The organism is Pseudoclavibacter sp. Z016 (genome assembly GCF_002931215.1).
Lineage (GTDB): Bacteria > Actinomycetota > Actinomycetes > Actinomycetales > Microbacteriaceae > Pseudoclavibacter.
The window spans coordinates 80,363-104,347 of record NZ_PSTU01000017.1 but is presented as its reverse complement, the minus strand read 5'-3'; the positions used below and the strand labels follow the sequence as shown (position 1 = coordinate 104,347).

Here is a 23,985-nt window from a genome sequence, read left to right as displayed (position 1 = left end):
AGCGGAAAGACGAAGCTACGATGAGTTCATAAGCTGCATCTATCACTGACTCTTGGAGGAGCGATGACCGGAGACGTGACCCTGCGGCAGCTTCGCTACGTCAACGCGGTCGCAGCGGACCTGAACTATCGGCGAGCTGCCGAGAAGCTCTTCATCACCCAGCCCGCCCTCTCCTCCGCCATCCGTCAACTGGAGGAGCAGCTGGGCGCGAAGGTCTTCGACCGCGACACCCGGTCCGTCACGCTGACCGCATTCGGACGCGAGTGGCTCCCCCATGTGCGTGCGGCGCTGCGCGCTGTGGACGAGACCCTCGACATCGCCTCGACGCTCATCGATCACGCCGAAGTGCGCATCGGGTACCTCATCGGGACGGGAGCGGATCTCCTCTTCACCCTGCTCGAAGACGTGGAGCGGGACCTGCCGGGCATCACGATCGAGATGACGGAATACGACTTCGCCGACCCGACGGCCGGGCTCGCGAGTGGGAAGTCCGACATCGCGCTCATCCGCCCTCCTGTCGGGGCGTTCGGGCTGGAGATCGCAGTGGTGGAGGAGGAGACCTGGGTGGCCTGTCTGCCGAGGGCGCACCGGCTCGCGGGCAAGAGCGAGCTGCGGATCGAGGAGCTCCTCGACGAGCCGCTGATCGTCGCCCCCGAGTCGGCAGGAGACTGGCGCGACTACTGGATGGCTGCCGACGCGCGACACGGCAAGCCGGCGCTCATCGCCGGTGAGGCTGCGACCTACGAGACCGAGACGACGATGGTCTCCCGCGGCATCGGCGTGAGCTTCACGACCTCGTCGATGACCAGGCTCTACGACCGGCCGGGCATCACGTTCGTTCCCATCGTGGACAGGCCCGTCAGCTACTCCGCGCTCGCTTGGCACCCCGACCGGGTGTCACCCTCCGCGCGAAGACTCGTCCAGCGCATGCTCGACCGGGCGCAGGTGCGGCAATCGGACTCGGACCGATAGACCAGAGTTATCAATCCATAAGAGGACCGGACTTCCAGAGTGCTGGGCCACTGGGTTCACTGTCTCCAAGGACACGGCCGGATCATGGTCGTTCCACGCAAAGAGGCGAGGAGATGCAGTGATAAATCCACTGAAAAGGTCCAGGCGTGATCCTCTGCCTGAACCATCGAGTTCAGGCACGGACGAGGATGCGCGGCTCGCGGAATTCGGGTATGACCAGAAACTCGATAGATCTGTTGGGAAGATCGCATCCTTCGCAATCGGATTCTCGACGATCAGCGCGACCACGGCGGTCTTCTCCGGATTCGCGGCCGGCTATTCGAATGCGGGAGCTCCATTCATCTGGACCCTGTTCATCGCGATCCCGGTATTCCTGCTCTGGACGCTCATCGCGGCTGACATCTCGGCCAAGATCCCCCTCGCCGGCTACGCCTACCAGTGGACAAGCCGACTGAACGGGCCGGTATTCGGCTGGTTCACCGGCTTCGCGGCGCTCATCGGCTGGACCAGCGGCATGACCAGCCTCGGCTACGTGTTCGCCGGCTATCTCGGCAGCGTCTTCGGCTGGGAGCTCTCGCAGCCCAACCAGATCTTCCTCGCCATCGCGGTCGTCGTCGTATGCGTGCTCATCAACGCCTACCGAGTCCGGCTCGCGACGCTCATCAACAACATCGGGGTGGGCCTGGAGTTCGTCGTCACCATCGGCGTCACACTCGTGATCGCGTTCGTGGCCTTCGTCATCCCTGGCAACGCGCAGCCGTTCTCGTCGCTGTTCGAGGGCAACAGCCCCGATGACGCGACTCCGTACCTGCTGGCATGGCTCGCCGCATCCCTCGGGCCGTTCTTCGGACTCGTCGGGGTGGAAGCGGTCGCCGACGTGGCGGAGGAGACGAAGGACGCGCGCCGCGTCATCCCCCGCACCATGTTCTACGCGTTCGCGGCGTCCTGCATCATCGAGTTCGCCATGTACCTCGTGTACACGCTCGCGATCAAGGACCCTGCGGGAGTGCTCGCCTCCTCGGCGCCCATCGACGAGATCATCTCGCAGCAGCTCGGCCCCGTCGTCTCGAAGATCGTCATCGCCATCGCGCTCACCAACATCCTCGTGTGCCTGCTCGCCAACGTCTTGGTCGGCACCCGGCTGCTCTACTCGATGTCGCGGGACAACATGATGCCGTTCTCGAAAGCGCTCCGCCACGTCAGCCCCACCCGCAAGACCCCATCCACAGCAGTGCTCACGCTCGGGGTGGTCTCGGTGCTCCTGCTCCTGTCTGCGCTCGTCAGTCCCGCCGCCTTCAACTACTTCCTCGGCATCGCGACGCTTGCGTTCTTCAGCACCTACGTCCTGCAGACGATCGGTCTGCTGATCGCGTCGTACAAGGGCCGTATCCCGGCGCCAGAACCGGGCACCTTCGATCTCGGGCGCGCCAGGCGACCGCTGCTCATCATCAGTCTCGTGGTGTTCCTGATCGTCGAGATCGCACTGCTGTTCCTCCCCGCGTTCGCTGGCAACGGCTTCGTGTTCGCAGGAGCTCTCGGGCTGGCATTCCTCTGGTGGCTGCTGGTGCTCAGGAAGCGGTTGAGCACGGGCCACGCTGGTTCCAACTACGCGCGTGAGCACCCAGACGAGGAACTGGCTGCCGCTCGGTAACGAGGCGAGGAGGAAACGCCTCAGACGGGCCGCGAGGGTGCAGACTTGCCTCGCGGCCCGCATTCGCTGGAGGGCCGACGGCAGCGCTCAAGGGTGAGGGAGCAGGAACATGGTCGCAGCAGAAGAGCCGGGCACGGGCGGGGTTCGCGTCGATCGCGAGACGGTCCTGTCGGCGGATGGAACGCGCATCGCCTACGAGATCCGCGGCTCGGGGCCCGTGGTGCTCATCGTGAACGGTGCGTTCTCGACGGCGCGAGACGTGACGGAGTTCGCGCTGGCACTCGTCAGGGCCGGTTTCGCGGCCGTCGCCTATGATCGTCGCGCCCGCGGCGACAGCGGTGATACGAAGCCGTCGGCGCCAGAGCGTGAAGCAGAAGATCTGGCGGCCGTCATCGGCGCGGTCGGCGGCCAGGTGAGCGTCGTCGGGCATTCCTCCGGGGCCGTGCTCGCGCTCTTCGCCGCCTCCCTCGGCGTTCCCGTGCAGCACCTGTTCCTGTCGGAGCCTCCGTTCCGGTTCGGGCAGCACGAGCCGGCGCCCGACCTCGCCGAGCGCCTACAGCGGCTCGTCGATGAGGGCGAGGCGGCTACCGCGGTCTCGACGTTCCAGCTCGAGGGGGTTGGACTCGACCCTGCCCTCGTCGAGCAGATTCGGCAGAGCCCGATCTTCCCCGGCCTCATGCCGCTCGCGCAGTCGACGGTCTACGACGCGCAGCTCGTGCGGCAGGTGTCGACGCCGACGGCGGCGATGGTCGACGTGCAGGTGCCCGTGACGATCGTCGTGGGCGGCGACACGTTCCCGTTCCTCGCGAGCGCCGCGAGGCGGCTGGCTGAGACGCTGCCGGGGTCGGAGCTCGTCGAGGTCGCCGAGTCGGTCGGGCACCGCGTGCATCCCGAGGCGACGGCGAAGGTCCTCGCGGAGCGGCTGCTGTGACCCCGGCCTCGCAGCGCGATCAGCAGCTCGAGCGTGTGATCCTCGAGCTGCTCGCCAAGCGGGCCGAAGGGGCCACCATCTGTCCGTCCGAGGCGGCGCGAGCCGTCGGGGGAGACGAGTGGCGCGGCGAGATGGACGCGGCGAGGGCAGCCGCGCTGCGCCTCGTGGCGGCCGGCGACGTCGACATCACCCAGGGCGGCGAAGTCGTCGACGGCGCCTCGGCGAAGGGGCCGATCCGCATCCGCCGCCGAGCCTGAGGCCCTCACCGCCCAGGGGGGAAGTGGCCACGATGCGGTGGCATTCCCTCGTGCTGTTGGTACCCGTTCGGGGATAATCGGCACAATTTCGGCCAGGTGTCGCGCAATCTCAGCCAGGACGACATGAGCGACTGACCGGAACAGCATGATGTGAAGGTGAAATCTCTCCCTAAGAACACGCTCGATAAGCATGGCCAGTCGATTTCCCGCGGCGGTGCGGGCGAAAGCGACCGTGTCTCCCGGCGGAAGATCGTGCAAGGTGCCGCCTGGACGGTGCCGGTGCTCGCACTCGCGGTACAGGCTCCCAGTGCGAGCGCGTCGGTGAACTGCAGCCAAGTGCGCGGTGGAAGCACGGGAATCCGCTTGCAGCAGACAAGCAATCCTCGAAGGTACACGGTGAGTGCCACCAACACCCAGACCGGAGGAGTAGGTGGAGGTGGCGTCACGCCCGGCGACGTCAAGAGCTTCTCGATCATCTACTGGTGGACCGTGCCGGGTCTGACCTTCACGAACACCGGCAGTTCCAGCTGGACCAACCTCCAGCCGACGGGCGAGACTCGGGTCATCGGGGGGCAGCTCTACTACGCCTTCAAAACCACCTTCACCGGGACTTTTGTGTCGTCCGGCGGTCGGATCTACCCGAGCCAGGGGCATGAGTTCCAGGTGAACAACTATCAGCAGTACAACGGCGTCCAGATCTGCTGGGCGGGTGAGAACGACTTCGTCGCCGGTCAGTGCGCACAGCGAAGCGGTGTCTTCGCCACCTCGTGCACCACCATGACAACGAACTAGCGCTGGGGGCGAGCCTCGAGGGTCGTTCGCGGACGCAGACGCGGACTCGGACTCGGACTCGGAAAGGCTATGGAGGGCGTGGGTTGGTCCTGGCGTGCCCACGGCAGGCTCGATGAGGTTGTTCCTCTGGGTCGTCCGAGCAGTCCTGCAGCCGAGTGGCGGCAACCCTGTTCGCTCTCTGTCGAGCGGTCAGTTCACCGCCGACTCTGGTCGGAGCGAGATGGTGGGTCGAGGGTTTCCACGGCTCTCTTCATGTGAGTAAAGATTCGGTGACCGTGAACGTCAATTCCTCTCGACGAGACGCACGCCAGGACGTGGAACATCCGTCAGGGTACAAGAGGAGCGTCCTTCGGTTCAGGGGTTCGCCGCAGACGTGGGGCCTCGAGTCGATCGGTGTGGAAATCGTTCGGTACTCGGCCCCTCTGATCTCTGACGTGCAGCTTCTGACCATGGAGAACTACTTCGCTGCAGAGGTCACCACGACTGCATTCGCTGCCTCCTGGACAAGGGCGCGGGCGTCTGCTCGGAGGCGAGTGCTGATGATCTTCCCTCGATCGGGCGTGCTGAACGTGGAATCGGGCCCCTCGAACACGCTGAAGATACAAGATCGAGTCTGGCTCGTGCTCCCGGGCAGCACTCCAGTGCTCATGAGCAGCGACAACCACTTCGAGGGAATCTTCTTCGCCTTCGATGCTCGCGAGGTGCTGCCCTCTCTGGCGGCCTCCATCCGGCCGGGGAAGAGGGAGCTTGGGTCGCCGATCCTCGACATGATGCGGCCGATGCTCGAGTCCTTCGTTCGGTACCCGCGCGTGGACGATGTCCTGACGATCCACAACATGCGGAGTCTCCTCCGATCGATGGCGCGGTCGCTCGTGTTGGAGCTCCTCGAGACTGGCAACCACGTCTCCAGGGACCTGGCCGGCGAGATTCGTGCGATCGTGCGTCTCCGGCATCAGGATCCCGCGCTCACTCCACACTCGATAGCCCTGGGGTTGAGCATTTCGCGGAGAACGGCTGACCGGGTGATGTCGGACTCCGGCGATGTGAGCCTTGCGCAGCTCATCCGTTCGGAGCGTGCGCACACGGCGAAGACTCTCCTGCAGACGCAACGCCAGCTGTCGATCGAAGAGGTCTGGGTGACCAGTGGCTTCCCGTCGAAGGAGACGATGAGACGCGCCCTCCGCGACATCTTCAACCGCTCGCCTCGGGAAATCCGCACTGCGCCCAGGGTCAAGCGCTGAGAGCCAGTTTCCTCAGCGCGTTTCGGCCGCAGCTCGCTCCAGTCGAACGACGATCGACTTCGAGGTCGGCGTGTTGCTGATATCGGCGGTCGAGTCGAGCGGCACGAGCACGTTCGTCTCCGGGTAGTACGCGGCGACGCAGCCGCGCGGGGTGGAGTAGACGACGATGCGGTGGCGCTCGCTGCGGCGCTCTTCGAGCGAGCCGTCGCGGCCGGGCCACTCCGACACGATGTCGACGTGGTCGCCGTCGACGAGGCCGCGGTCCCGTGCATCCGCCTCGTTGACGAAGACGACCCTTCTGGCGCTCTTCACGCCCCGGTACCGGTCGTCCTTGCCGTAGATGGTGGTGTTGAACTGGTCGTGCGAGCGCAGCGTCTGCAGCAGCAGGCGCCCCTCGGGGACCTTCGGGTACTCGAGCTCGTTGGCCGTGAACTTCGCGGTGCCGCCGATGCTCGAGAAGTCGCGGCCGTCGCGCGGCCCGTTCGGCAGGACGAACCCGCCGGGCTCGTCGATCTTCGCCTCGAAGTCCTCGAACCCGGGAATGACCCGGGAGATGGATGCGCGCACGTTCGCGTAGTCGGCGCGCAGCTCGGCCCAGTTCACCTGCGGCACGTTCGAGCGCGAACGGGTGAGGACCCGCTCGGCGAGCATCGTGACGATGGCGACCTCGCTGAGCAGTTCATCGCTTGCCGGCTCGAGCCGCCCGTGGGAGGCATGCACGGCGCTCATGGAGTCCTCGACGGTCACGCGCTGCGTGCCGCCCGCCTGCCGGTCGCGTTCCGTGCGGCCGAGGGTGGGGAGGATGAGCGCTCGGCGTCCCGTTGCGACGTGCGAGCGGTTCAGCTTCGTCGATACCTGCACCGTGAGGGCAAGCGACTCCATGGCCGCCTCCGTCACTGCCGTGTCGGGTGTCGCCCTGGAGAAGTTGCCGCCCATGGCCATGAAGACGCGGGCCTTGCCGTCGCGCATGGCGCGGATCGCCTCGACCGTGTCGTAGCCGTGCTCGCGGGGAGACGCGAATGAGAACTCGGCGTCGAGCTTGTCGTGGAACGACTCCGGCATCCGCTCGAAGATGCCCATCGTGCGGTCGCCCTGCACGTTCGAGTGCCCGCGCACGGGGCAGACGCCCGCGCCGGGCTTGCCGATGTTGCCCTGCAGGAGCAGCAGGTTGACGCAGTCGCGCAGTGTCGGCACGGAGTGCTTGTGCTGGGTGAGGCCCATCGCCCAGCAGACGATCGTCGATTTCGAGGCGAGCAGCAGCTCACCGGCCTCGCGGATCTCCGCCTCGCCCAGGCCGGTCGCGGTCTCGACCTCGGCCCAGTCGAGCGTGCGGAGGGACTCGAGGTACGCATCCACGCCCGACGTCTTCGCGGCGATGAAGTCGTGGTCGAAGACGGTGCCGGGGTTCGCCTCCTCTGCGTCGAGCAGGATGCGGCCCAGAGCCTGGAAGAGCGCCTGGTCGCCGCCCAGCTTGATCTGCAGGAACAGGTCGTTGAGGGCGGTGCCGCCGAGCACCATGCCGCGCACGGTCTGCGGGTTCTCGTACCGCATGAGCGCCGCCTCGGGCAGCGGGTTCACGGCGATGATCTTGCCCCCGTTGAGCTTCGCCTTCTCGAGCGCGGTGAGCATGCGCGGGTGGTTGGTGCCGGGGTTCTGGCCGGCGATGATGATGAGGTCGGCCTCGTGGAGGTCCTCGAGGCTCACCGAGCCCTTGCCGATGCCGAGCGTCTCGCCGAGTGCGGAACCGCTCGACTCGTGGCACATGTTGGAGCAGTCGGGGAGGTTGTTCGTGCCGAGGCCGCGCACGAACAGCTGGTACACGAACGCCGCCTCGTTCGAGGTGCGGCCGGAGGTGTAGAAGATCGCCTCGTCTGGGCTCGACATCTGCGCGAACTCGTCGGCGATGATGTCGAACGCGTCGTCCCAGCTCACGGCCCGGTAGTGCGTGCCGCCCTCCTCGAGGAGCATCGGATGCGTGAGGCGGCCCTGCTGGCCGAGCGAGTAGTCGTCCCAGGTACGCAGCTCCTCGATGGAGTGCTTGGCGAAGAAGCTCGGGGGAACGCGCCGTTTCGTGGCCTCCTCGGCGACGGCCTTCGCGCCGTTCTCGCAGAACTCGGCCGGGCTGCGGTGCTTGCCCTCCGGCCACGCGCATCCGGGGCAGTCGAAGCCGTCCTTCTGGTTGATGCGCAGCAGGGTGCGGGCTGTGCGGGCTGGGCCCATCTGCGCCGTCGTCACCTTGAGCGAGTTGAGCACTGCGGGGATGCCGACTGCGGTGATCTTCGGCTCGGAGAACATGGCCGCGGTCTCGTCGATGTTCTCGACGATGCGCGCCACGCCGGCTTCCGGCTTCGCGCGCTTCTCTGGATGCTTCGGTTCGGGCATCGTTGCTCCTCCCGGTGAATCCGCCCAGTCTACGCGTGCGGCGCGGGGCACGGGCTGGGCCATCTTGACAGTTAGAACTCTAACTGTCATAGTTCTAACTATGTCGGATACAGCCCCAGCCCCACGCACGCCCCTCGAGTTCGTCCGATGGATCAGCTGGGCGCAGATGAAGGCCGGGGAAGACTGGACACGTGAGCGCGAGCTCACCCGGCCGCAGAGCTTCGTGCTCGGCTACCTCGTGCAGAGCCCAGGGGCGAGCCAATCGGAGCTCGCTCGAATGAGTCGCACAACCCCGGCGAGCGTCTCGAGTCTGCTCCGCGGCCTCGAGGGGCGAGGGCTCATCGAACGCCGAACCGAGGGCGGCGACGAGCGCACCAAGCGCGTCTACGCCACGCCCGCCGGGGCCGAGCTCATCGCGGGCTTCGAGGAGGCCATGATCGCCGCAGACGAGACGATCCTCGCGCCGCTCGATGCCGATGAACGAGTCGCGTTCCAGGCGCTCCTCGCCAAGATCACGGCTCAGCTCCCGCAGCCAGTGCGCGACTAGCCCTCCGAGGCGCGCGACCGAGTCGCGCATCCCCTCACGTGCCGACGAGTGTCGGCGCGCGCTCCGTCCTGCCCAGAAAGAAGCAACCATGAGCACACCACCAGAAACACAAGCCACGGCCGATCTGTCGACAGCCCGTGAGGCCGCCCCGGATGCGGTGCACACGAACCGCTGGTACCTCTCGTCGGCACCGATCGTCAGTGCACTCCTGCACCTCTGCGTGCCCATGGCGGCCGCGATGATCGTCGGAGCGATCTACAACCTCACCAATGCGGGGTTCATCGGCTCGCTCGGGGACACGGCCCTGCTGGCCGCCATCACCCTGGGCTCGCCGGTCCTCATCCTCGTCATGGGGGTCGGGAACGTCTTCGGGGTCGGGGGAGGGGCGCTCGTGTCGCGCCTCCTCGGCGGGGCCGAACGCGACCCCTCGAAGGCGGCGACCATCAAGCGGGTCGCGTCCTACTCGCTCTGGGGCTCGGTGGTCGTGGGGGCCGTGGTCGCCGCCATCGGGCTCGTGTTCCTCTCGCCGCTCGTCTCGCTGCTCGGCGCCGACGCATCCGTCGCGGCGCCTACGGCTGCCTTCGTCGGGGTACTGCTCGGCTTCGTGCCCGTCCTCGCCGCGGCGGTCTGCCTCGAGCAGCTCGTCCGGGCGGAAGGCGCGGCGAAGCAGGTCATGGTCGCGCTCGTGCTCTCCGCCGTCGTGAACCTGGCTCTCGACGCCCTGTTCATCCTGGTGCTCAACTGGGGCGTGGCGGGGGCGGCCGTGGCGACGGGGCTCGCGAACCTCGTCGTCGTCGCGTACTTCGTTCTCTGGCTCACGCGCAACAGCGAGCACGTGAGTCTCTCTCCTCGCTGGTTCACCCTCGCGGGCTCCGTGCAGAAGCCGGTCCTCGGCGTCGGCATCGGCACGCTGCTGCAGTCGGCGTTCCTCATCGTCACGGCGCTGGTGCTCAACAACCTCGCCGCAGCCTACGGTGAGGGGCCGCTCGCGGCGATGGGCGTCGCCGTGCGTATCGCCCAGGTGCCCGAGTTCCTCATCATGGGTGTCACCCTCGGCGTGCTGCCGCTCCTGGCCTACTCGTACGGCAAGGGCGACGGCGCACGCTTCGGGTCGGCGCTGCGAGCATCCGCCATCACGGTCGGCGCGGTCGCCGCGCTCGCGGCCATCCTCCTGCTGTGCTTCCGAGAGCAGGTGTTCGCGCTCTTCGTGGCCGACGCATCCGTGCTCGCGATCGGCGTCGTGGTGCTCGCGGCGCAGCTCATCGCGATGATCGCGAACGGCTTCACCGGCCTCATCACGTCGCTGTTCCAGGCAACCGGCCGTGCCCTTCCCGCGACCATCATGTCGGCCGCCCAAGGGGTGCTGTTCATCCCCGTGGTGATCGCGGGGAGCATCTGGTTCGGCCTGCCCGGCATCATCTGGGCGCTCACCGTGACCGAGGTCGCGGTGCTCGCTGTCGGGGTGGTCCTGTGTGTCGCGTTGGCTCCGGCCCTCAAGCGCGGCCTCGCGGAGGGCAGCGCGGAGCGTGCGGAGGAGGCGCTCGAGATGGCGGCGGCCTGATCGGGCCTCGCGCCTCGAGGCGCATGCCGGCGAGCTCGAGGCGTCTGGTCCAACTGGGCAGATCTGCGGAGTGCCCCGCTTGACTCTCCTCCTACGGGAGGCGGCAGGCTTGAGGCATGCTCACCATCGGGGAATTCGCGAACACGACCGGCATCAGCGTGAAGGCGCTGCGTCACTACGACGAGACGAAGGCGCTCGTCCCGTACGAGGTGGATGCGGTGACCGGGTACCGCAGGTACGCCGAGTCGCAGGTGCGCGACGGCGCCCTCCTGCAGGCGCTGCGGGCGGCCGGCGTGCCGCTGCCCTCCGCCGCGAGGGCGCTCCGAGACGGAGACGCAGCCGACGTGCTGCGTCACCACCGTGCCGAAGTGGTGCGGAAACGTGACGCCGAGGATGCGGCCATGACGGCTGCGGACACCGTGCTCACCGCATTCGCGCGCCCGGTTCTCGTCGAGGAGCGGCGACTCGGGGCCACGCCGTTCGTCGCGCGCGTCATCCCGCTGCCCGCTGACCTCGATGCGGCCGGTGGGGGCGTCGCCCGCGGGACCGGTGCCGGTGCGGCGCCGAGCGATGAGGACGCGAACCGGGAATTCGCCGAACTGCATCGGCGCGGCGTCGAGGCTGGGCTCGAGCCGGGGCCCGGGTTCTGGACGTCCTTCCGGGAGGCCCCCGGCAGCACGGCACGAGCATCCGAGCTGCAGATGCTCTTCTGCTGGCCGGTCGCGCGCCTCCCGGAAGCCGACGACGAGTCGTGGCACGACGGGCGCATCCTCGCGGATGAGCTGCCGCCGCGAACCGACCTCGTGGCCGTGTGGCGCCCGCACGGTGCCGATCTGCCGGAGGGCTCCGTGCATCCGGCCGTCGTGGCCCTCTTCGACGCGCTCGCGGAGCGCGGCGTGGCGCTCACATCGCCCGAGGTGCGCCAGCGTGTCATCGGAGAGGATGCGGACGACGTCGTCGTGGAGGTCGCCGTCACGCTGCGGTGACGCTCGCGTGAGCCGGTGTCCGGACGCGCCCACTAGCATTGCGAGTTCGGAGGTCACCATGGCGAGAGCGTCGCTTGTTCAGTCGGTCAGCGACCGGCTCCTCGATGACATCATCTCGGGGGCGCTGCCCCAGGGGGCGTCGCTGCCGCGTGAGATCGACCTCGCCGAGCGGCTCGGCGTGAACCGCCTCACGCTGCGCGAGGCCCTCAAGACGCTGCAGGCGCAGGGAGTCGTTCAGCCGGTTCCCGGGACTCGCGGTCGCGTGCTTCCCATGGAGGACTGGACCGGCATCGAGCCGCTCCTGCGCGCCGCGACGTCGACCGGCGGCAAGGCGCAGGCCTCGGTGCAGCTCGTCCAGCTTCGACGGATGATCGAGACGGGTGCCTGCGAGCTCGCTGCCCCGCTGCGCACCGCCGACGACCTCGAGAAGCTCGAGGGGTACCTCGAGGAGATGCGCGCGGCGAGCGCCGCGAACGACGTGCACACCTTCGTCACCGCCGACATCGCGTTCCACGATGTCGTGCTGCGGGCGAGCGGCAACCCGTTCCTCCGCGTGCTGCTCGAGCCGCTCGGGAAGTTCATGTACGAGCGCCGCTACGAGACCTCCGCGGTGCCGCAGGTGCAGGTGAATGCCATCCGCGAGCATGCGGGGATCCTCGAGGCGCTGCGCTCCGGCGATGGCCCAGCCGCGCGCGCGGCGATGGAGTCGCACATGCAGCAGACGGCGGACGACCTGCAGGAGTACGTGCTCACGCCTCGAGCCTGATCGCCGCACTTCCTTCCGGCGGCGGTGCGTCGCAGGCGTCACCCGGTTCCTTCCCTTGAGATATCAGATATCTCCTTGACAACCCCCTTCGGCGGGCGCAAGATATCTGATATCCGATTACAAGGGAGTTCTCTGATGGATGAAAGCCGACTGCTCGAGCAGTACCCCGCCCCGGTGCGCGTCGACGCTGCGGAGGTCGCCGACCGGGTCCGCGAATCCGGAGTGACCCTCATCGTGCTCGACGACGATCCCACCGGGACGCAGTCCGTCGCCGATCTTCCCGTCCTCACCCGCTGGGAGCAGGACGACCTCGTCTGGGCCCTCGAACAGGGCCGCGACGCCGTGTACGTCCTCACGAACACGCGCAGCCTCGACGCCGAATCCGCCGCCGCACGCAACCGCGAGATCGTGACGGCAGCCCTCGCCGCGGCGGAGCGCCTCGAGCGCCGAATCGCCTTCGTGAGCCGCGGCGACAGCACGCTGCGCGGCCACTTCCCCCTCGAGACCGACGTCATCGCGGCAACCCTCGCCGAGCTCGGCGGCCCGGTGCCGGACGGCGTCCTCATCGTTCCCGCCTTCCCCGACGCTGGCAGGGTCACGATCGGGGGCATCCACTACTACCGCCAGAGCGGCGAGCTCGTGCCGGTCGCCGAGACGGAGTTCGCGAAGGACGCGACGTTCGGCTTCCGCAGCTCCGCGCTCCCCGAATGGGTCGAGGAGAAGACGAAGGGCCGCTGGGCCGCCGCGGACGTGACGGTGCTCTCGCTCGACATCATCCGTCGCGGCCCAGAAGCGGTCGCGAGCGTGCTGCAGGATGCGCGCGACGGTCAGCCGATCGTCGTCGACGTGGTCATCGAGGACGACATCCGCATCGTCGCCCTCGGGCTCGAGCTCGCGGAGGCCGACGGCAAGCAGTTCCTCTACCGCGTCGGGCCGCCGTTCGTGCGAGCCCGCATCGGGCAGGAGATCGCCTCCCCACTCGCCCCGGCGCAGCTGGCGCGCGACGGGGTGGCCCAGTCCGCTGCCGGCGGCCTGATCGTCGTCGGCTCGCACGTCGACCTCACGACACGGCAGCTCGCAGCCCTCCGGACCGAGCATCCCCACCTGCCGACCGTCGAGCTCTCCGTCTCGGCGATCATCGACGCGGACGCCCGAGACGCGCACATCGGCGAGGCGAAGGCTCGCGTCGTCGAAGCGCTCGCGAGCGGCGACGTGATCCTCCACACGAGCCGCGAGCTCGTGAAGACCGACGACGCGGACGCTTCCCTCGCGATCTCCAGAGACGTCTCTGCCGCCGTCTGCGAGGTCGTCGCGCACGCGCTCCGCGTGACGCCGCCGAGCTTCGTCATCGCCAAGGGCGGGATCACCTCGAGCGACGTCGCCACGAACGGCCTCGAGATCCGTCACGCCGTCGTCCGCGGCCCCATGCTGCCCGGCATCGTCTCACTCTGGCAGGCGGTCGGGGGACCGGCCGACGGCATCCCCTACGTCGTGTTCGCCGGCAACGTCGGCGACGAGGACTCGCTCGCGCGGGTCGTCGAGAAGTTCCACGCGAGCGCCGCTGTCGGCGTCGACGCACCTGCATCCGCACCCATTCCCGCATCCAACTGATCAGCAACAGCGCTGAGATCTCCACACGCACCGAGAAACGAGCAACCATGACCTCCTCCACCTACTCCGTCGCCGTCCTCGGGCTCGGCGCGATGGGCCTGCCGATGGCGACCCGCCTCAGCAGCCAGCTCACGGTCAACGGCTTCGACATCGCGCAGCCGCGCCTCGACCTCGCGGCCGCCGCGGGCATCGTGCCGCACGCCTCCGCGGCCAGCGCGGTCGCCGGCGTCGACGCGGTCCTCCTCGCCGTCCGCAACGGCGAGCAGCTGCATGAAGTGCTGTTCGGAGAGAACGGCATCGCCGACAAGCTCGACGAGGGCGCAGTCGTGATCCTCACGAGCACCGTCGGAACCGACGGCATCGCCGACGTCGTCGCTCGCCTCGAGCAGCACTCGGTCGAGCTCGTGGATGCGCCCCTCTCCGGCGGCCCCGTCCGCGCGGGCGAGGGCGACCTGCTCATCGTCGTCGGTGCGACGCCGGCAGCGCGAGAGAAGGCGCAGCCCGTGCTCGGCCTCCTCGCATCCACCCTCACCGTGGTCGGCGACCGCCCCGGCGACGGTCAGGCGCTGAAGACCGTCAACCAGCTGCTCTGCGGCGTGCACATCGCGGCCGCAGCGGAGGCGCTCGCGCTCGCCGAGCGCCTCGGGCTCGACCCGGCCAAGACGCTCGAGACGCTCGGCGCCGGAGCAGCGGGCTCGTTCATGCTCGCGAACCGCGGCCCCCGCATCCTCGAGGCGTACGACGAGGACGGCGCCGAGGTGCTCAGCCGCCTCGATATCTTCGTGAAGGACATGGGCATCGTCGGCAAGGCGAGCCGCGCAGTCGGACTCCCGACACCGGTCGCCGCCGCCGCCGAGCAGCTGTATCTCCTTGGCCAGGCACAGGGGCTCGGTGCGTCCGACGACTCAGCCGTCATCCTCGCCCTCGCCCCGAAGACCACCGACTCGTAAGCAAGAGCCCCCGCTCACACCCGAACAACGCGCTCGTCAGCGTCCTCGTCAGCGCTCTCGTCGGCGCCCTCGTCAAAGGAGACGGACTTGTCCACATTTCTACTGCTCGCGATCGCAGCTGGAGGCATCGGCCTCCTCCTGCTGCTGATCATCAAACTCAAGGTGCACGCCTTCCTGGCGCTGCTCATCGTGAGCGTCCTCGTCGGCCTCGCGACGGGACTGCCGCTCGTGACGGTTCCCGAGACGGAACTCGAACCGGCACGCGTCGGCATCATCGAGTCGATCATCGCCGGAATGGGCGGTGTGCTCGGGTCGGTCGCGATCCTCGTCGCGCTCGGCGCGATGCTCGGGAAGATCATCGAGATCTCCGGCGGTGCCTCCAGCCTCGCCGGGCGCTTCACGAAGCTGCTCGGGCCGAAGCGCGTCGCCGGTGCCCTCACAGCCGCCGCCCTCGTGCTCGCGATCCCCGTGTTCTTCGACGTCGGGTTCATCATCCTCGTGCCAATCATCTACGGCTTCTGCAAGGCGGCAGGCGTCGACCCGGTGAAGTTCGGGCTACCCGTCGGCGGCATCATGCTCGCCGTGCACGTCGCGATGCCCCCGCACCCCGGAATCGTCGGAGGCGCCGGAATCCTCGGCGCCGACCTCGGCTGGGTGACCATGATCGGCCTCCCCGTCTGCCTCGTCCTCGCCGTCGTCTCGCACTTCTTCTCGAAGTGGCTCAACCGCAAGAACTTCACGATGCTCTCGACCACGGCGAAGTCGTTCGCCGAGTTCGGCACGGAGAAGGCGGATGCGATCGTCGCCGACGCCGACGCCGAAGGCGCGTCCGGCTCGGAGGGCGGCGCGTCCGGCACCGCCACCAAGGCGCGCACGGTCGCGCCGCCGAGCGCAGGCATGGTCATGACGCTCATCGTCACGCCGCTCATCATGATCGCCCTCGGCACGGTCGGCGCCACGCTGCTGCCGGCCGGCGACCCCATCCGCAATGTGCTCGCGTTCATCGGCGCCCCGCTGTTCGCGCTCCTCGTGACGGTCCTCCTCGCGAGCTTCTTCCTCGGCATCCGCCGCGGCTGGAGCGCATCGCAGCTCGGCGACGTCGTCGAAGCGGCGCTCCCACCGGTCGCGGTCGTCATCCTCGTCACGGGCGGAGGCGGCGCGTTCGCCCGCGTCCTCACCGAGAGCGGAATCGGCGCGGCACTCAGCGAGACGCTGCTCGCCACCGGCATGCCGCTCATGATCATGGCGTACCTCATCTCGCTCGCCCTCCGCGCGGCGCAGGGGTCGGCCACGGTCGCGATCCTCACGACGGCTGGCCTCCTCAGCGCGTCGATCCTCGGCGGCGGGTACTCGACGATCCAGGTCGCGCTGCTCGCCCTCGCCATCGCGTTTGGCGCACTCGGCCTGTCACACGTCAACGACTCCGGCTTCTGGGTCGTCACCCGGTACCTCGGCCTCGGCGTCGCGGACGGCCTCCGCACGTGGACCGTCCTCACGACGGTGCTTGGCCTCGTCGGCTTCCTGCTCTGCTTCGTCGTCTGGCTGCTCGTGGGCGTCGCCTAGCGACGGCTTCCGCAGCCCCACCGCGATCGCTGCCAGCCGATGTGCCCTTCACCGAGTTCGGGAAGGGGCACATCGGCTGGCAGCGTTTGGCGTCCGCGCTGAGGTCTCTCGCGTCAGTAGCTCGAGTTGTTGCCGTGATCGAAGCGGATGCTCGTCGGCGCCGGACCCGGGTTCTCGGCTCGTCGGCGCCGTTCGTCTGGGGAGAGCTCGGAGTCGCGCGGTGGGCGAGGGGCCGCGTGCAGCATCCACACCAGGAGGAACGTGACCGCCGCGAAGCCCAGCGCGATGACGGCAACCACCAGGGCGGGGTTCTCGGTCATAGGATGCTCCGCTCGCTCAGGCGCCGCACGCGCGTCTTCCGGGGAGTCTCCCACGCCGGCCGGGGAAGCGCTCGCTGCTCGCTCCTCGCTCATCCTCGCTGGCCCGTGGCGGCCAAGCGGTCGTCAGGGCCTGGGTGCCAACGCTGCCAGCCAAGTGCCCCTTCCACCGGGCGTGTTGCTGGCCACTTGGCTGGCAGCGTTTGCCTGCGCGGACGTGGCATCGGACTCGCCTCAGGTGGCGGCGGTTGGCCTGCTGGCCCGCGCTACGGCGCCTGCGGGCCCTTCTGCACGGGGATGATGCCCGTGCGCGCCGGCGGGTTCGGGAAGAACCAGAGGATGGAGCCGGAGAGGATCCAGATGATGGCCATCCCGGCGATCAGCGAGCCTGCGTCGAAGCCCGCGATGAGCCCGGCGATGGCCGCGCCGACGGCGGCCGCCGTGACCCGCAGGCCGGCGCCGATCGTGAAGACCTGCGAGCGCACGTTCGGCTTGCTCTCCTTGTCGCGGAGCAGCATCATGGCGGCGTTTGCCGGTGCCGCGAAGAGACCCGAGATGAGGACAGCGGCGAACGCGAACCCGATCGGGAGCGCCGGCACCGCGATGAGCAGGAAGACGCCCGTCGCGACGAAGCCCATCCCCATGACCCAGACCGGGCCTCGGGTGGTCCAGGTCCTGACCGCCATGAAGAGGGCGCCGGCGAGGCCGCCGATCGCGTAGGCGGTGACGAGCCAGGCGGCGGACGCCTCGGAGCCGGTCCGCTCCAGGGAGATGGCGATGGCGGCGATGCCGAGCGCGCCACCGGCGACCTGGCTGACGGTGCCGGCGATCGTGACGATCGCGATCGGCTTGTGCTTGACGAGGTACGTCATGCCGCGAGCGATCGTCCGCCCGAGGCCTTCCACCGGGCCGCTCTTCGCGTGCATCCGGATGCCGAACCCGGCCACCGCCCCGATGAGGGCGAGGCTCGCGAGGAGCACCATCGCGAGTCGTGCTGAGCCCGCCAGTGGGATCGCGAGCGCCGCCAGCGCCGGACCACCCACCGAGGCGATCGTGTAGGAGAGCGCGTCCTGCGCGTAGGCCTTCCTGGCCGGCTCGATGTTGTCGGTCGCGAAACTCGAGAGGCCGCCCATGTAGGCGGGAGTCACGAACCCGGCGACCGCGAGGATGACGGCGATGACGCCGATCGGCAGTGTGCCCAGCTGTGAGGCGAAGAGGTAGGCGGCCGCCGTGATCGTGCCCCCGATGATGAGGAGCAGCTTCGGGCGGCGCATCCGGTCGAGGAGGGCGCCAACGAGCGGTGCCGCGATGACGCTCGGGAAGAGGGCGACGGCGACGAGGAAACCGCCGACGGCGACGTCCCCGAGCTGCTCGACGGCAAGCAGGGGAAGGGCGACAACTGCTCCGGCGTTCGCCAGTCGGAGGGGGATCGAGGTCGACTGGTACCGCCAGATGCCGCTCATCCGTGAACCGAACTCCTCACTGCAACGCCGTCGAGAGACGCGGCAGAGCATGCCGCGCAGGCAAGCCTACGTCGCGTTCGAGGCGCCCGTCAGCGCCCGGAATCGAGTCTCGCGGGAGGGTGGCATGCCTTGTTACCGGCGGTTCGCGGGGCGGCGGAGTCCACACTGCGCCGGGGCAGCTGGCGCCGCGATCCCGACGCTCAGTCGCCGAGCTTCTGGTCGAAGTCCTTCGGTGCAAGCGAGAGGTTCTTCGCTTCATCGCGGCTGCGCTGCTCCGCCTCGCGGCGGGACTTCCGCGAGTTCAGGAGGTAGTGGATGCTCGTGGGCACCACGGTCGCGAGCACCGCGACGATCAGGATCACGTCGATGTACTCGCGGATGAAGTCGCCGAGTACCGGCACATAGCCGAGGAGGTAGCCGGCGAAGGTGAGGCCGGCGCCCCAGATGAGCGCGCCGATGAGGTTGTAGATCGTGTACTTGCGGTAGTCCATCTTGCCGACGCCCGCGGCCACCGGAGCGAAGGTGCGCACGACAGGAACGAAGCGGGCGATGATGACCGCGAGGCCGCCGAAGCGCTCGAAGAACGCGTTGGTCCGTTCGACGTTCTTCACGCTGAAGAGGCCGCTCTCCTTGCGCTCGAAGATCCTCGGCCCCGCTTTTCGCCCTATCAGGTAGCCGACCTCGCCGCCGAGGAACGCGGCGAATCCGATGGCGAGGCACACCCACCAGATGTCGAAGCCGATGCCCGGGTAGAAGGCGAGCAGGCCCGTGATGAGCAACAGTGTGTCGCCGGGCAGCAGGAAGCCGACGAGGAGCCCGGTCTCCGAGAACACGATGAGGCACACGACAAGAAGCGCCCAGGGGCCCGCACCGTGAATGATCGTTTCAGGGTCGAGCCAGGGGAAGAGTGTGGGAGCCACGGAAGGATGCGTCCAGTCGCTGAGATGCAGGGGCGGTAAGTGAAGCAGAGGTGATCGAAAGAGTATCCCGCGCGCGCCCTGGGAGGAACACAGCTTGGACGGGGTACCCGCGGGGTGCTCTCGCCCGCCGAATGTCGGCGGCCAGAAGTAGCGTCGAAGGTGTGCTGGGAGGCGCGCGGGCTCGCCTGCGTGGCTGGTGATTTCAGCGTCCAGTTACTGTTCTGTGACGTGGGATTTCTTCACAGGGCTCGAATATACATTCGATGCACGATAGGCTGGGACTGGCTTCGGGGGAAGCCAGCTCGGCACGTGAATCCGCAGGCAGAAATGCCTTGGGTGGAGGGTGCCGGGACAATGAGGGGGGGGGGTTCGATGGGCGACGACGAACACGCATTGGGTGGAGTAGCTGGTGCTGGTGCTGGTGCAGGGGCTGGAGTCCTCGCGGGTCTACCGGCGAGCGTTGCTGCTGTCGAGCGAGAGTCCGGCATCGCAGCCACGGCCGTCGTCACGGCGCTGGTCGACGGGCGACAGCCCGTCTCGTCGGTGCTCGACGCCGAGTTCTTCGCCGCGTTCGAAGAGCTGGCCGCTCGCAAGCGGATGCTCGACGCGACGATCTTGGAGATGACGGCCGAGCTGCTCGGGCGAGACGAGATCACGCCGGTGGCCTTCTCTGGTTCTCTGGTGCGTCGGGGTGGGTACCGGTCCGTGCACGAGGCCGTGCGGCAGACCTTCGGCCTTCGCCGAGCCGAGGCGGCCAAGCTTCGCGAGGTCGCCGAGGCGACGCGCGAGCGCATCAGCATGACGGGCGAGGCGCTTCGGCCCACACGGAGCCAGGTCGCAGTCGCGGTCGCGGAAGGGCGGGTGACGCTCTCGCAGGCGTCGGCGATCGTCGCAGGGCAGCGCGAAGCGGGCGGCAGCGTCGATATCGGCGACCTCGATCGCGCAGAGTACGAGCTCGTCCAGGCCGCGTGCGGGCTCACCCAGGAGGACGACGAGCCGGCGTCGCCGGAGCGTCTGGCCAAGCAGGCCGCCGTGTGGGTGGCCTTCCTCGACCCAGACGGCGCGGAGCCCAACGCGGAACGTCAAGCCGCGAAGCGAGGACTCTCCTTCACCCGTCGCGCTGACGGCATGGTGCAGGGCAGGCTCCTCGCGACCCCGGAGCAGGGCGAGACCATCATGCGCGTCCTCGACGCGTATCTCTCGCCGCGGCGCGACCACGCGTGCGAAGCAGGCGACGAGCCCAGCGGCACCCTCGCTCCTCAGGAGGAGCCGCAGATCCGGGACGATCGCAGCTTCTCTCAGCGACGCATCGACGCGCTCGTCTCGGTCTTCGCTCAGCATGCCGAGTCCCCACGCGCGCCCCGGACCGGCGGCGAAGCGCCCACCCTGGTCATGACCGTCACGCGGGCCGGTCTCGCGGGAGCCGCCGAGACGCTGGCGGACATCTCGCGGCTCGAGCACAGCGGCGAGGCTGTCCCGGTCGAGGCGGCCCTGCGCATCCTCTGCGATGGCATCATCCGGGTTGCGCTCGTCGACGACGACGGCGAAGTCCTCAAGCTCGGCCGCAAGCGAAGACTCTTCAGCCCGGCTCAACGGAGAGCGGTCTTCGCCCGGGACGGTGGGTGCAGAGCGCCCGCGTGCGAGCTCCCTTTCGACACCGTCGAGATCCACCATGTCACCCCGTGGTCGAGAGGCGGACGCACCGACACGAGCAACGGCATCGCGCTCTGCACCTTCCATCACCACGAAGTGCACCTGGGTCGGCTCACCATCTCGCCCGCGCAGAGCCGGACGTGGAAGGTCGAACCCGCAACCGGACCCAGGGTGGCTCGCATGCGCATCCGCGAGACACCGCGCGCGGTCCAGTTCCAAGCAACACCCAGCAGCGCCGAGGAGGTGCTTGGAAAGATGAGCGCATGACAGCATTCCGAACTCGGCAGTTCCCCACCATCGAGGTAATCAGGGGGCGTTGGGCGCTCGCTGCGGCCATCGAGACCGCGATCCTCGGCGAGGGTGGCGACAACTCCCGCGCCGACGAGCACGGCTGGTTCTACTCCGACGGGGGTGGCAGCTGGGCTCGGCTCACCCCGCTCCCCGACGGCCGGGCCGTCCTTGCTGGCATCGACCGCGACCACTCCGAGACGTACAGGCGGGGCTTCGACCTCATCACCGGCATGCCCGAGTGGGGAGTGGCGCACGCCGAAGCCGCCGTCACCTCAGAATCGGGACGCCGCTGGGTGGCAGGCGGGGAGCAGCCCTGGCTCGGATTCGTCTACTGGCGCGAGAACGCGGGGGACGCCTGGCGCGCCGTTGACCACGGCGTCGCCGACGGACTCGACCGGCATCTGCTTCCCGTGCTCAGTGAGGAGCAGATGCTCGCCGCCGCCGCCGACTGGTTCGAGGGTGCCGTCATGGACCTCGACGACCCGGAATCAGCCCCCGAGCAGGTCGACGCGGAAGCCGTCCGGCGAGGCGCCGAGCTGGGCCCGGACCTCACCGCAGAGGCGCTCACTGCGGTCCTCCCCTTCGAGGGGATGCACGTCGAGGCGGCCCTCCGCGCGGCGCGCGCGTTCTCGACGGCACCCCGCTAGTCGCGGCTCCTCGGCCCGTTTGAGCTGAGCCGGGTCGAATCCACGCTCGGGGTGGCACCATCGCCCGCCTCGTGGCTCTCCCGACTCTCCCGAGCCGCCGCGTCGAGCTGTTCCGCCTCTTCCCCGCCGACCGCCTCGCCACGAGCCACAAGCCCGGCAACATCAGAGAGGGGGATCTGCTTCAGGAAGAGCGAGAGCAGGAACGCGAGTGCGATGAACGGCACCAGGTACCAGAAGACGGGAGCCAGAGCGTCGGCGTAGGCCGTGACGATCCCGTCCCGTACCTCGTCCGGCAGCTGCGAGAGCGTCTGCGGGTCGATCGTCGAGGTCGCCGTCGCCGCGTCAGCCGGGCTGGCGCCGCTCGCCGTGAAGACCGAGGTGAGGTTCTCCGTCAGTCGCGTCGTGAAGATCGCGCCGAACACCGCCGTGCCGAGTGCTGCCCCAACCTCACGGAAGTAGTTGTTCGTACTCGTCGCCGTGCCGATCTCGGCCGCTGGTACCGCGTTCTGAACGACCAAGACGACAACCTGCATGATGAGCCCGAGCCCAGCCCCGAAGAAGAACAGGAACACGCAGATGAGCCAGATGGGCGTATCCGCCGTCAACGTGGTCATCGCAACCATCGCGAGACCGGTCAGCACCGTGCCCACGATCGGGTAGATGCGGTACCGCCCCGTCTTCGAGATGAGGATTCCCGAAGCGATGGACGTGCCCATGAGGCCCGCCATCATCGGCAGCATGAGCAGTCCAGAGGCTGCGGCCGACGTGCCAGACGACATCTGCAAGAACGTCGGGACGAAGCCGATCGCCGCGAACATGCCGATGCCGAGCGTCAGGCCGATGGCCGTCGCGTTCACGAAGATCGGGTTCTTGAAGAGACCCAGCGGGATGATCGGATCCTCCGCGCGCGACTCGACGAAGACGAACATCGCCGCCGCCACGAGGAGGCCGAGGCCCCACGCCCACGTGACCATCGACGCCCACCCGTGCTGCGCATCCGCACCGAAGTCGGTGAAGAAGATGAGACAGGTCGTCGCAGCAGACAAGAAGAGCACGCCGAGGTAGTCGATGCGCTTCGTCGCCTTCTTGCTCGGCAGCTTCAGCGCCACCACGGCGATGACAAACGCCGCGATGCCGACCGGGATGTTGATGTAGAAGGCCCACTGCCACGTCAGGTGGTCGACGAAGTAGCCACCCAGCAGTGGGCCACCGACGGCCGAGAGCCCGAAGACCGCGCCGAGCGGGCCCAGGTACTTGCCGCGTTCGCTGGCCGGCACGATGTCGGCGATGATCGCCTGCGACAGGATGATGAGCCCGCCGCCGCCGAGGCCCTGGATGGCGCGGAACACCACGAACGCCCAGAAGCTGTCCGCGAAGGCGCAGCCCACCGACGCGAGCGTGAAGATCGCGATCGCGATGAGGAAGAGGTTCCGTCGCCCGAGCACGTCACCGAACTTGCCGTAGATCGGCATGACGATGGTCGTCGCGAGGAGGTAGGCAGTCGTTATCCACACCTGGTGGTCGACCCCGCCGAGCTCGCCCACGATCGTCGGCATCGCCGTCGAGACGATCGTCTGGTCGAGGCTCGAGAGGAGCATGCCGGCGATGAGGGCGCCGAAGATGGTCCAGATCCTGCGCTTCGTGAGCAGGAACTGCGGCGCAGCTGGCGCCGGTGCACTGGTGGTCATGCGTGGGTCCGTTCGAGGAGTGCGGTGCGGGAAGAAGAGGGGAGGGAGAGAAGGGTGGGGGAGAGAGGAAGGCTGGGGAGCGGGAGGAGGCGTGGCCGAGACGAGGGGGCAGGCGCCGCCCTCAGCGCTGCACTACGGCGCGAATGGCGGCGACGCGTCTGGAGACGACCGTCTCCATGTCGTCGGTGTTGTCGGTCGTGAAGAACTCGAAGGCACTCGCCCGCATGATGGACATGAGGAGCTGCACGGCTGCGGAGGCGCGAAGGTCCCCGGTCGGGAGCCCCTCTCGACGCTCGACGAGGGCGACGTCTCGCTTCTCGTCGCTCGACATGTGCTCGAGCACCCGCTTGAAGAGCTTCGGCTCCTGGTCGATGACGGCCATGACTTCGCGGATGTCGCCCGAGTTCGGCTCCGGGTCGGACTCGCGCCACCGCTCGAGTGCCAGGTGTGTCAGCGCTTCGAGGAGGTCAGGGCTCAGCTGCTCGCTCCCGGGGTCGCCGCCGGCCACGAAGCGCTCGTCGAGGTGGGTCGTGTCTCGTCGGGCCGAGATGCCGAGAACGGCGTCTTCCTTCGAGGCGAAGTAGTTGAAGAACGTCCTTCGGGAGATGCCGACCTGCTCGCAGAGCTCCTCGATCGTGAAGCCGGGAAGGCCGACATCGAGGGCGCGGCGTCGGGCCATCGACGAGATGTCGCGGCTCGTCCGCGCCATTTTGCGAGCCCGTAGATTCGTTGCACTATCAGTCACTAGTGCAGTATTGCACTAATCGCGGAAAGTGCAACAAGTTCTGGGCGTGGA

General features: G+C 68.3%; 21 protein-coding genes. 15 read left to right on the top strand and 6 right to left on the bottom strand.

Translation table 11 applies throughout. The features are described from left to right. Window positions 1-63 precede the first annotated feature (63 nt). The 6 genes from C5B99_RS15685 to C5B99_RS15660 all read left to right on the top strand — a co-directional run bounded on the left by C5B99_RS15685 (window position 64) and on the right by C5B99_RS15660 (window position 5,844). The gene (locus C5B99_RS15685; RefSeq protein ID WP_104243769.1) at window positions 64-972 is read left to right on the top strand and encodes a LysR family transcriptional regulator; all 909 of its coding nucleotides are present in this window, start codon (window positions 64-66) and stop codon (window positions 970-972) included. Between the two features lie 118 nt (window positions 973-1,090). Beyond that, window positions 1,091-2,623: an APC family permease gene (locus tag C5B99_RS15680; protein ID WP_219819530.1), complete on the top strand. Its 1,533-nt coding sequence runs from the start codon at window positions 1,091-1,093 to the stop codon at window positions 2,621-2,623. Between the two features lie 109 nt (window positions 2,624-2,732). Next, window positions 2,733-3,554, top strand: a complete 822-nt coding sequence (locus tag C5B99_RS15675) for an alpha/beta fold hydrolase (RefSeq protein WP_104243767.1) — start codon at window positions 2,733-2,735, stop codon at window positions 3,552-3,554. Beyond that, window positions 3,551-3,811 carry a DUF3253 domain-containing protein gene (locus tag C5B99_RS15670; protein WP_104243765.1) on the top strand — a complete coding sequence of 87 codons (261 nt, stop codon included), beginning with the start codon at window positions 3,551-3,553 and terminating at the stop codon, window positions 3,809-3,811. The genes C5B99_RS15675 and C5B99_RS15670 overlap by 4 nt, the downstream gene beginning before the upstream one ends. A gap of 156 nt (window positions 3,812-3,967) precedes the next feature. After that, window positions 3,968-4,603, top strand: a complete 636-nt coding sequence (locus C5B99_RS19075) for a hypothetical protein (RefSeq protein WP_146082030.1) — start codon at window positions 3,968-3,970, stop codon at window positions 4,601-4,603. A 269-nt stretch (window positions 4,604-4,872) separates the two neighbouring features. Beyond that, entirely contained in the window at window positions 4,873-5,844 is a 972-nt protein-coding gene (locus C5B99_RS15660; protein ID WP_146082029.1) for a helix-turn-helix domain-containing protein, read from the top strand. 12 nt (window positions 5,845-5,856) lie between these two features. Here the strand turns inward: C5B99_RS15660 and C5B99_RS15655 are convergent, their stop codons facing one another. Then, window positions 5,857-8,139, bottom strand: a complete 2,283-nt coding sequence (locus C5B99_RS15655; protein WP_104244155.1) for an FdhF/YdeP family oxidoreductase — start codon at window positions 8,137-8,139, stop codon at window positions 5,857-5,859. 187 nt (window positions 8,140-8,326) lie between these two features. Here C5B99_RS15655 and C5B99_RS15650 point away from each other — a divergent pair, with 187 nt between their 5' ends. The 7 genes from C5B99_RS15650 to C5B99_RS15620 all read left to right on the top strand — a co-directional run bounded on the left by C5B99_RS15650 (window position 8,327) and on the right by C5B99_RS15620 (window position 16,210). Then, a complete protein-coding gene (locus tag C5B99_RS15650) occupies window positions 8,327-8,773 on the top strand; it encodes a MarR family winged helix-turn-helix transcriptional regulator (RefSeq protein WP_104243759.1) in 447 nt (148 codons plus the stop codon). An 88-nt stretch (window positions 8,774-8,861) separates the two neighbouring features. Continuing rightward, complete coding sequence (locus C5B99_RS15645) at window positions 8,862-10,334, top strand: MATE family efflux transporter (protein WP_104243757.1); 1,473 nt, start codon at window positions 8,862-8,864, stop codon at window positions 10,332-10,334. Window positions 10,335-10,450: 116 nt separating this feature from the next. After that, window positions 10,451-11,320: a MerR family transcriptional regulator gene (locus C5B99_RS15640; protein WP_104243755.1), complete on the top strand. Its 870-nt coding sequence runs from the start codon at window positions 10,451-10,453 to the stop codon at window positions 11,318-11,320. A 58-nt stretch (window positions 11,321-11,378) separates the two neighbouring features. Then, window positions 11,379-12,086 (top strand): FadR/GntR family transcriptional regulator, encoded by a 708-nt coding sequence (locus C5B99_RS15635; protein WP_104243753.1) that lies wholly within the window; start codon window positions 11,379-11,381, stop codon window positions 12,084-12,086. A 132-nt stretch (window positions 12,087-12,218) separates the two neighbouring features. Beyond that, window positions 12,219-13,697: a four-carbon acid sugar kinase family protein gene (locus tag C5B99_RS15630; protein WP_104244153.1), complete on the top strand. Its 1,479-nt coding sequence runs from the start codon at window positions 12,219-12,221 to the stop codon at window positions 13,695-13,697. Window positions 13,698-13,744: 47 nt separating this feature from the next. Then, a complete protein-coding gene (locus C5B99_RS15625; protein WP_104243750.1) occupies window positions 13,745-14,647 on the top strand; it encodes an NAD(P)-dependent oxidoreductase in 903 nt (300 codons plus the stop codon). A gap of 87 nt (window positions 14,648-14,734) precedes the next feature. After that, window positions 14,735-16,210, top strand: a complete 1,476-nt coding sequence (locus C5B99_RS15620) for a GntP family transporter (RefSeq protein ID WP_104243748.1) — start codon at window positions 14,735-14,737, stop codon at window positions 16,208-16,210. A gap of 113 nt (window positions 16,211-16,323) precedes the next feature. On the opposite strand, the gene C5B99_RS15615 is transcribed toward C5B99_RS15620, so the two are convergent. The 3 genes from C5B99_RS15615 to C5B99_RS15605 all read right to left on the bottom strand — a co-directional run bounded on the left by C5B99_RS15615 (window position 16,324) and on the right by C5B99_RS15605 (window position 18,910). Further along, entirely contained in the window at window positions 16,324-16,530 is a 207-nt protein-coding gene (locus C5B99_RS15615; protein ID WP_104243746.1) for a hypothetical protein, read from the bottom strand. Between the two features lie 263 nt (window positions 16,531-16,793). Beyond that, on the bottom strand, window positions 16,794-17,990 hold the full coding sequence (locus C5B99_RS15610) for an MFS transporter (RefSeq protein ID WP_104243744.1): 1,197 nt from the start codon (window positions 17,988-17,990) through the stop codon (window positions 16,794-16,796). Between the two features lie 200 nt (window positions 17,991-18,190). After that, entirely contained in the window at window positions 18,191-18,910 is a 720-nt protein-coding gene (locus tag C5B99_RS15605) for a DedA family protein (RefSeq protein ID WP_104243742.1), read from the bottom strand. Window positions 18,911-19,282: 372 nt separating this feature from the next. Between C5B99_RS15605 and C5B99_RS15600 the strand changes: the two genes are divergently transcribed. Together C5B99_RS15600 and C5B99_RS15595 are read left to right on the top strand one after the other, a co-directional pair. Further along, on the top strand, window positions 19,283-20,830 hold the full coding sequence (locus tag C5B99_RS15600; protein ID WP_181065036.1) for an HNH endonuclease signature motif containing protein: 1,548 nt from the start codon (window positions 19,283-19,285) through the stop codon (window positions 20,828-20,830). Continuing rightward, entirely contained in the window at window positions 20,827-21,501 is a 675-nt protein-coding gene (locus C5B99_RS15595) for a hypothetical protein (RefSeq protein WP_104243739.1), read from the top strand. Before C5B99_RS15600 ends, C5B99_RS15595 begins: the two co-directional genes overlap by 4 nt. Here the strand turns inward: C5B99_RS15595 and C5B99_RS15590 are convergent. Then, entirely contained in the window at window positions 21,498-23,189 is a 1,692-nt protein-coding gene (locus tag C5B99_RS15590; RefSeq protein WP_104243737.1) for an MDR family MFS transporter, read from the bottom strand. The genes C5B99_RS15595 and C5B99_RS15590 overlap by 4 nt on opposite strands. Window positions 23,190-23,310: 121 nt before the next feature. Continuing rightward, on the bottom strand, window positions 23,311-23,898 hold the full coding sequence (locus C5B99_RS15585; protein ID WP_104243735.1) for a TetR/AcrR family transcriptional regulator: 588 nt from the start codon (window positions 23,896-23,898) through the stop codon (window positions 23,311-23,313). Window positions 23,899-23,985: the final 87 nt, after the last annotated feature.

Coding starts and splice junctions, on each gene's coding strand:
- C5B99_RS15685 (WP_104243769.1), top strand. CDS start 64: ATGACCGGAGACGTGACCCTGCGGCAGCTTCGCTACGTCAACGCGGTC.
- C5B99_RS15675 (WP_104243767.1), top strand. CDS start 2,733: ATGGTCGCAGCAGAAGAGCCGGGCACGGGCGGGGTTCGCGTCGATCGC.
- C5B99_RS15655 (WP_104244155.1), bottom strand. CDS start 8,139: ATGTTCTCCGAGCCGAAGATCACCGCAGTCGGCATCCCCGCAGTGCTC.
- C5B99_RS15650 (WP_104243759.1), top strand. CDS start 8,327: ATGTCGGATACAGCCCCAGCCCCACGCACGCCCCTCGAGTTCGTCCGA.
- C5B99_RS15645 (WP_104243757.1), top strand. CDS start 8,862: ATGAGCACACCACCAGAAACACAAGCCACGGCCGATCTGTCGACAGCC.
- C5B99_RS15640 (WP_104243755.1), top strand. CDS start 10,451: ATGCTCACCATCGGGGAATTCGCGAACACGACCGGCATCAGCGTGAAG.
- C5B99_RS15635 (WP_104243753.1), top strand. CDS start 11,379: ATGGCGAGAGCGTCGCTTGTTCAGTCGGTCAGCGACCGGCTCCTCGAT.
- C5B99_RS15625 (WP_104243750.1), top strand. CDS start 13,745: ATGACCTCCTCCACCTACTCCGTCGCCGTCCTCGGGCTCGGCGCGATG.
- C5B99_RS15615 (WP_104243746.1), bottom strand. CDS start 16,530: ATGACCGAGAACCCCGCCCTGGTGGTTGCCGTCATCGCGCTGGGCTTC.
- C5B99_RS15610 (WP_104243744.1), bottom strand. CDS start 17,990: ATGAGCGGCATCTGGCGGTACCAGTCGACCTCGATCCCCCTCCGACTG.
- C5B99_RS15600 (WP_181065036.1), top strand. CDS start 19,283: ATGGGCGACGACGAACACGCATTGGGTGGAGTAGCTGGTGCTGGTGCT.
- C5B99_RS15595 (WP_104243739.1), top strand. CDS start 20,827: ATGACAGCATTCCGAACTCGGCAGTTCCCCACCATCGAGGTAATCAGG.
- C5B99_RS15590 (WP_104243737.1), bottom strand. CDS start 23,189: ATGACCACCAGTGCACCGGCGCCAGCTGCGCCGCAGTTCCTGCTCACG.
- C5B99_RS15585 (WP_104243735.1), bottom strand. CDS start 23,898: ATGGCGCGGACGAGCCGCGACATCTCGTCGATGGCCCGACGCCGCGCC.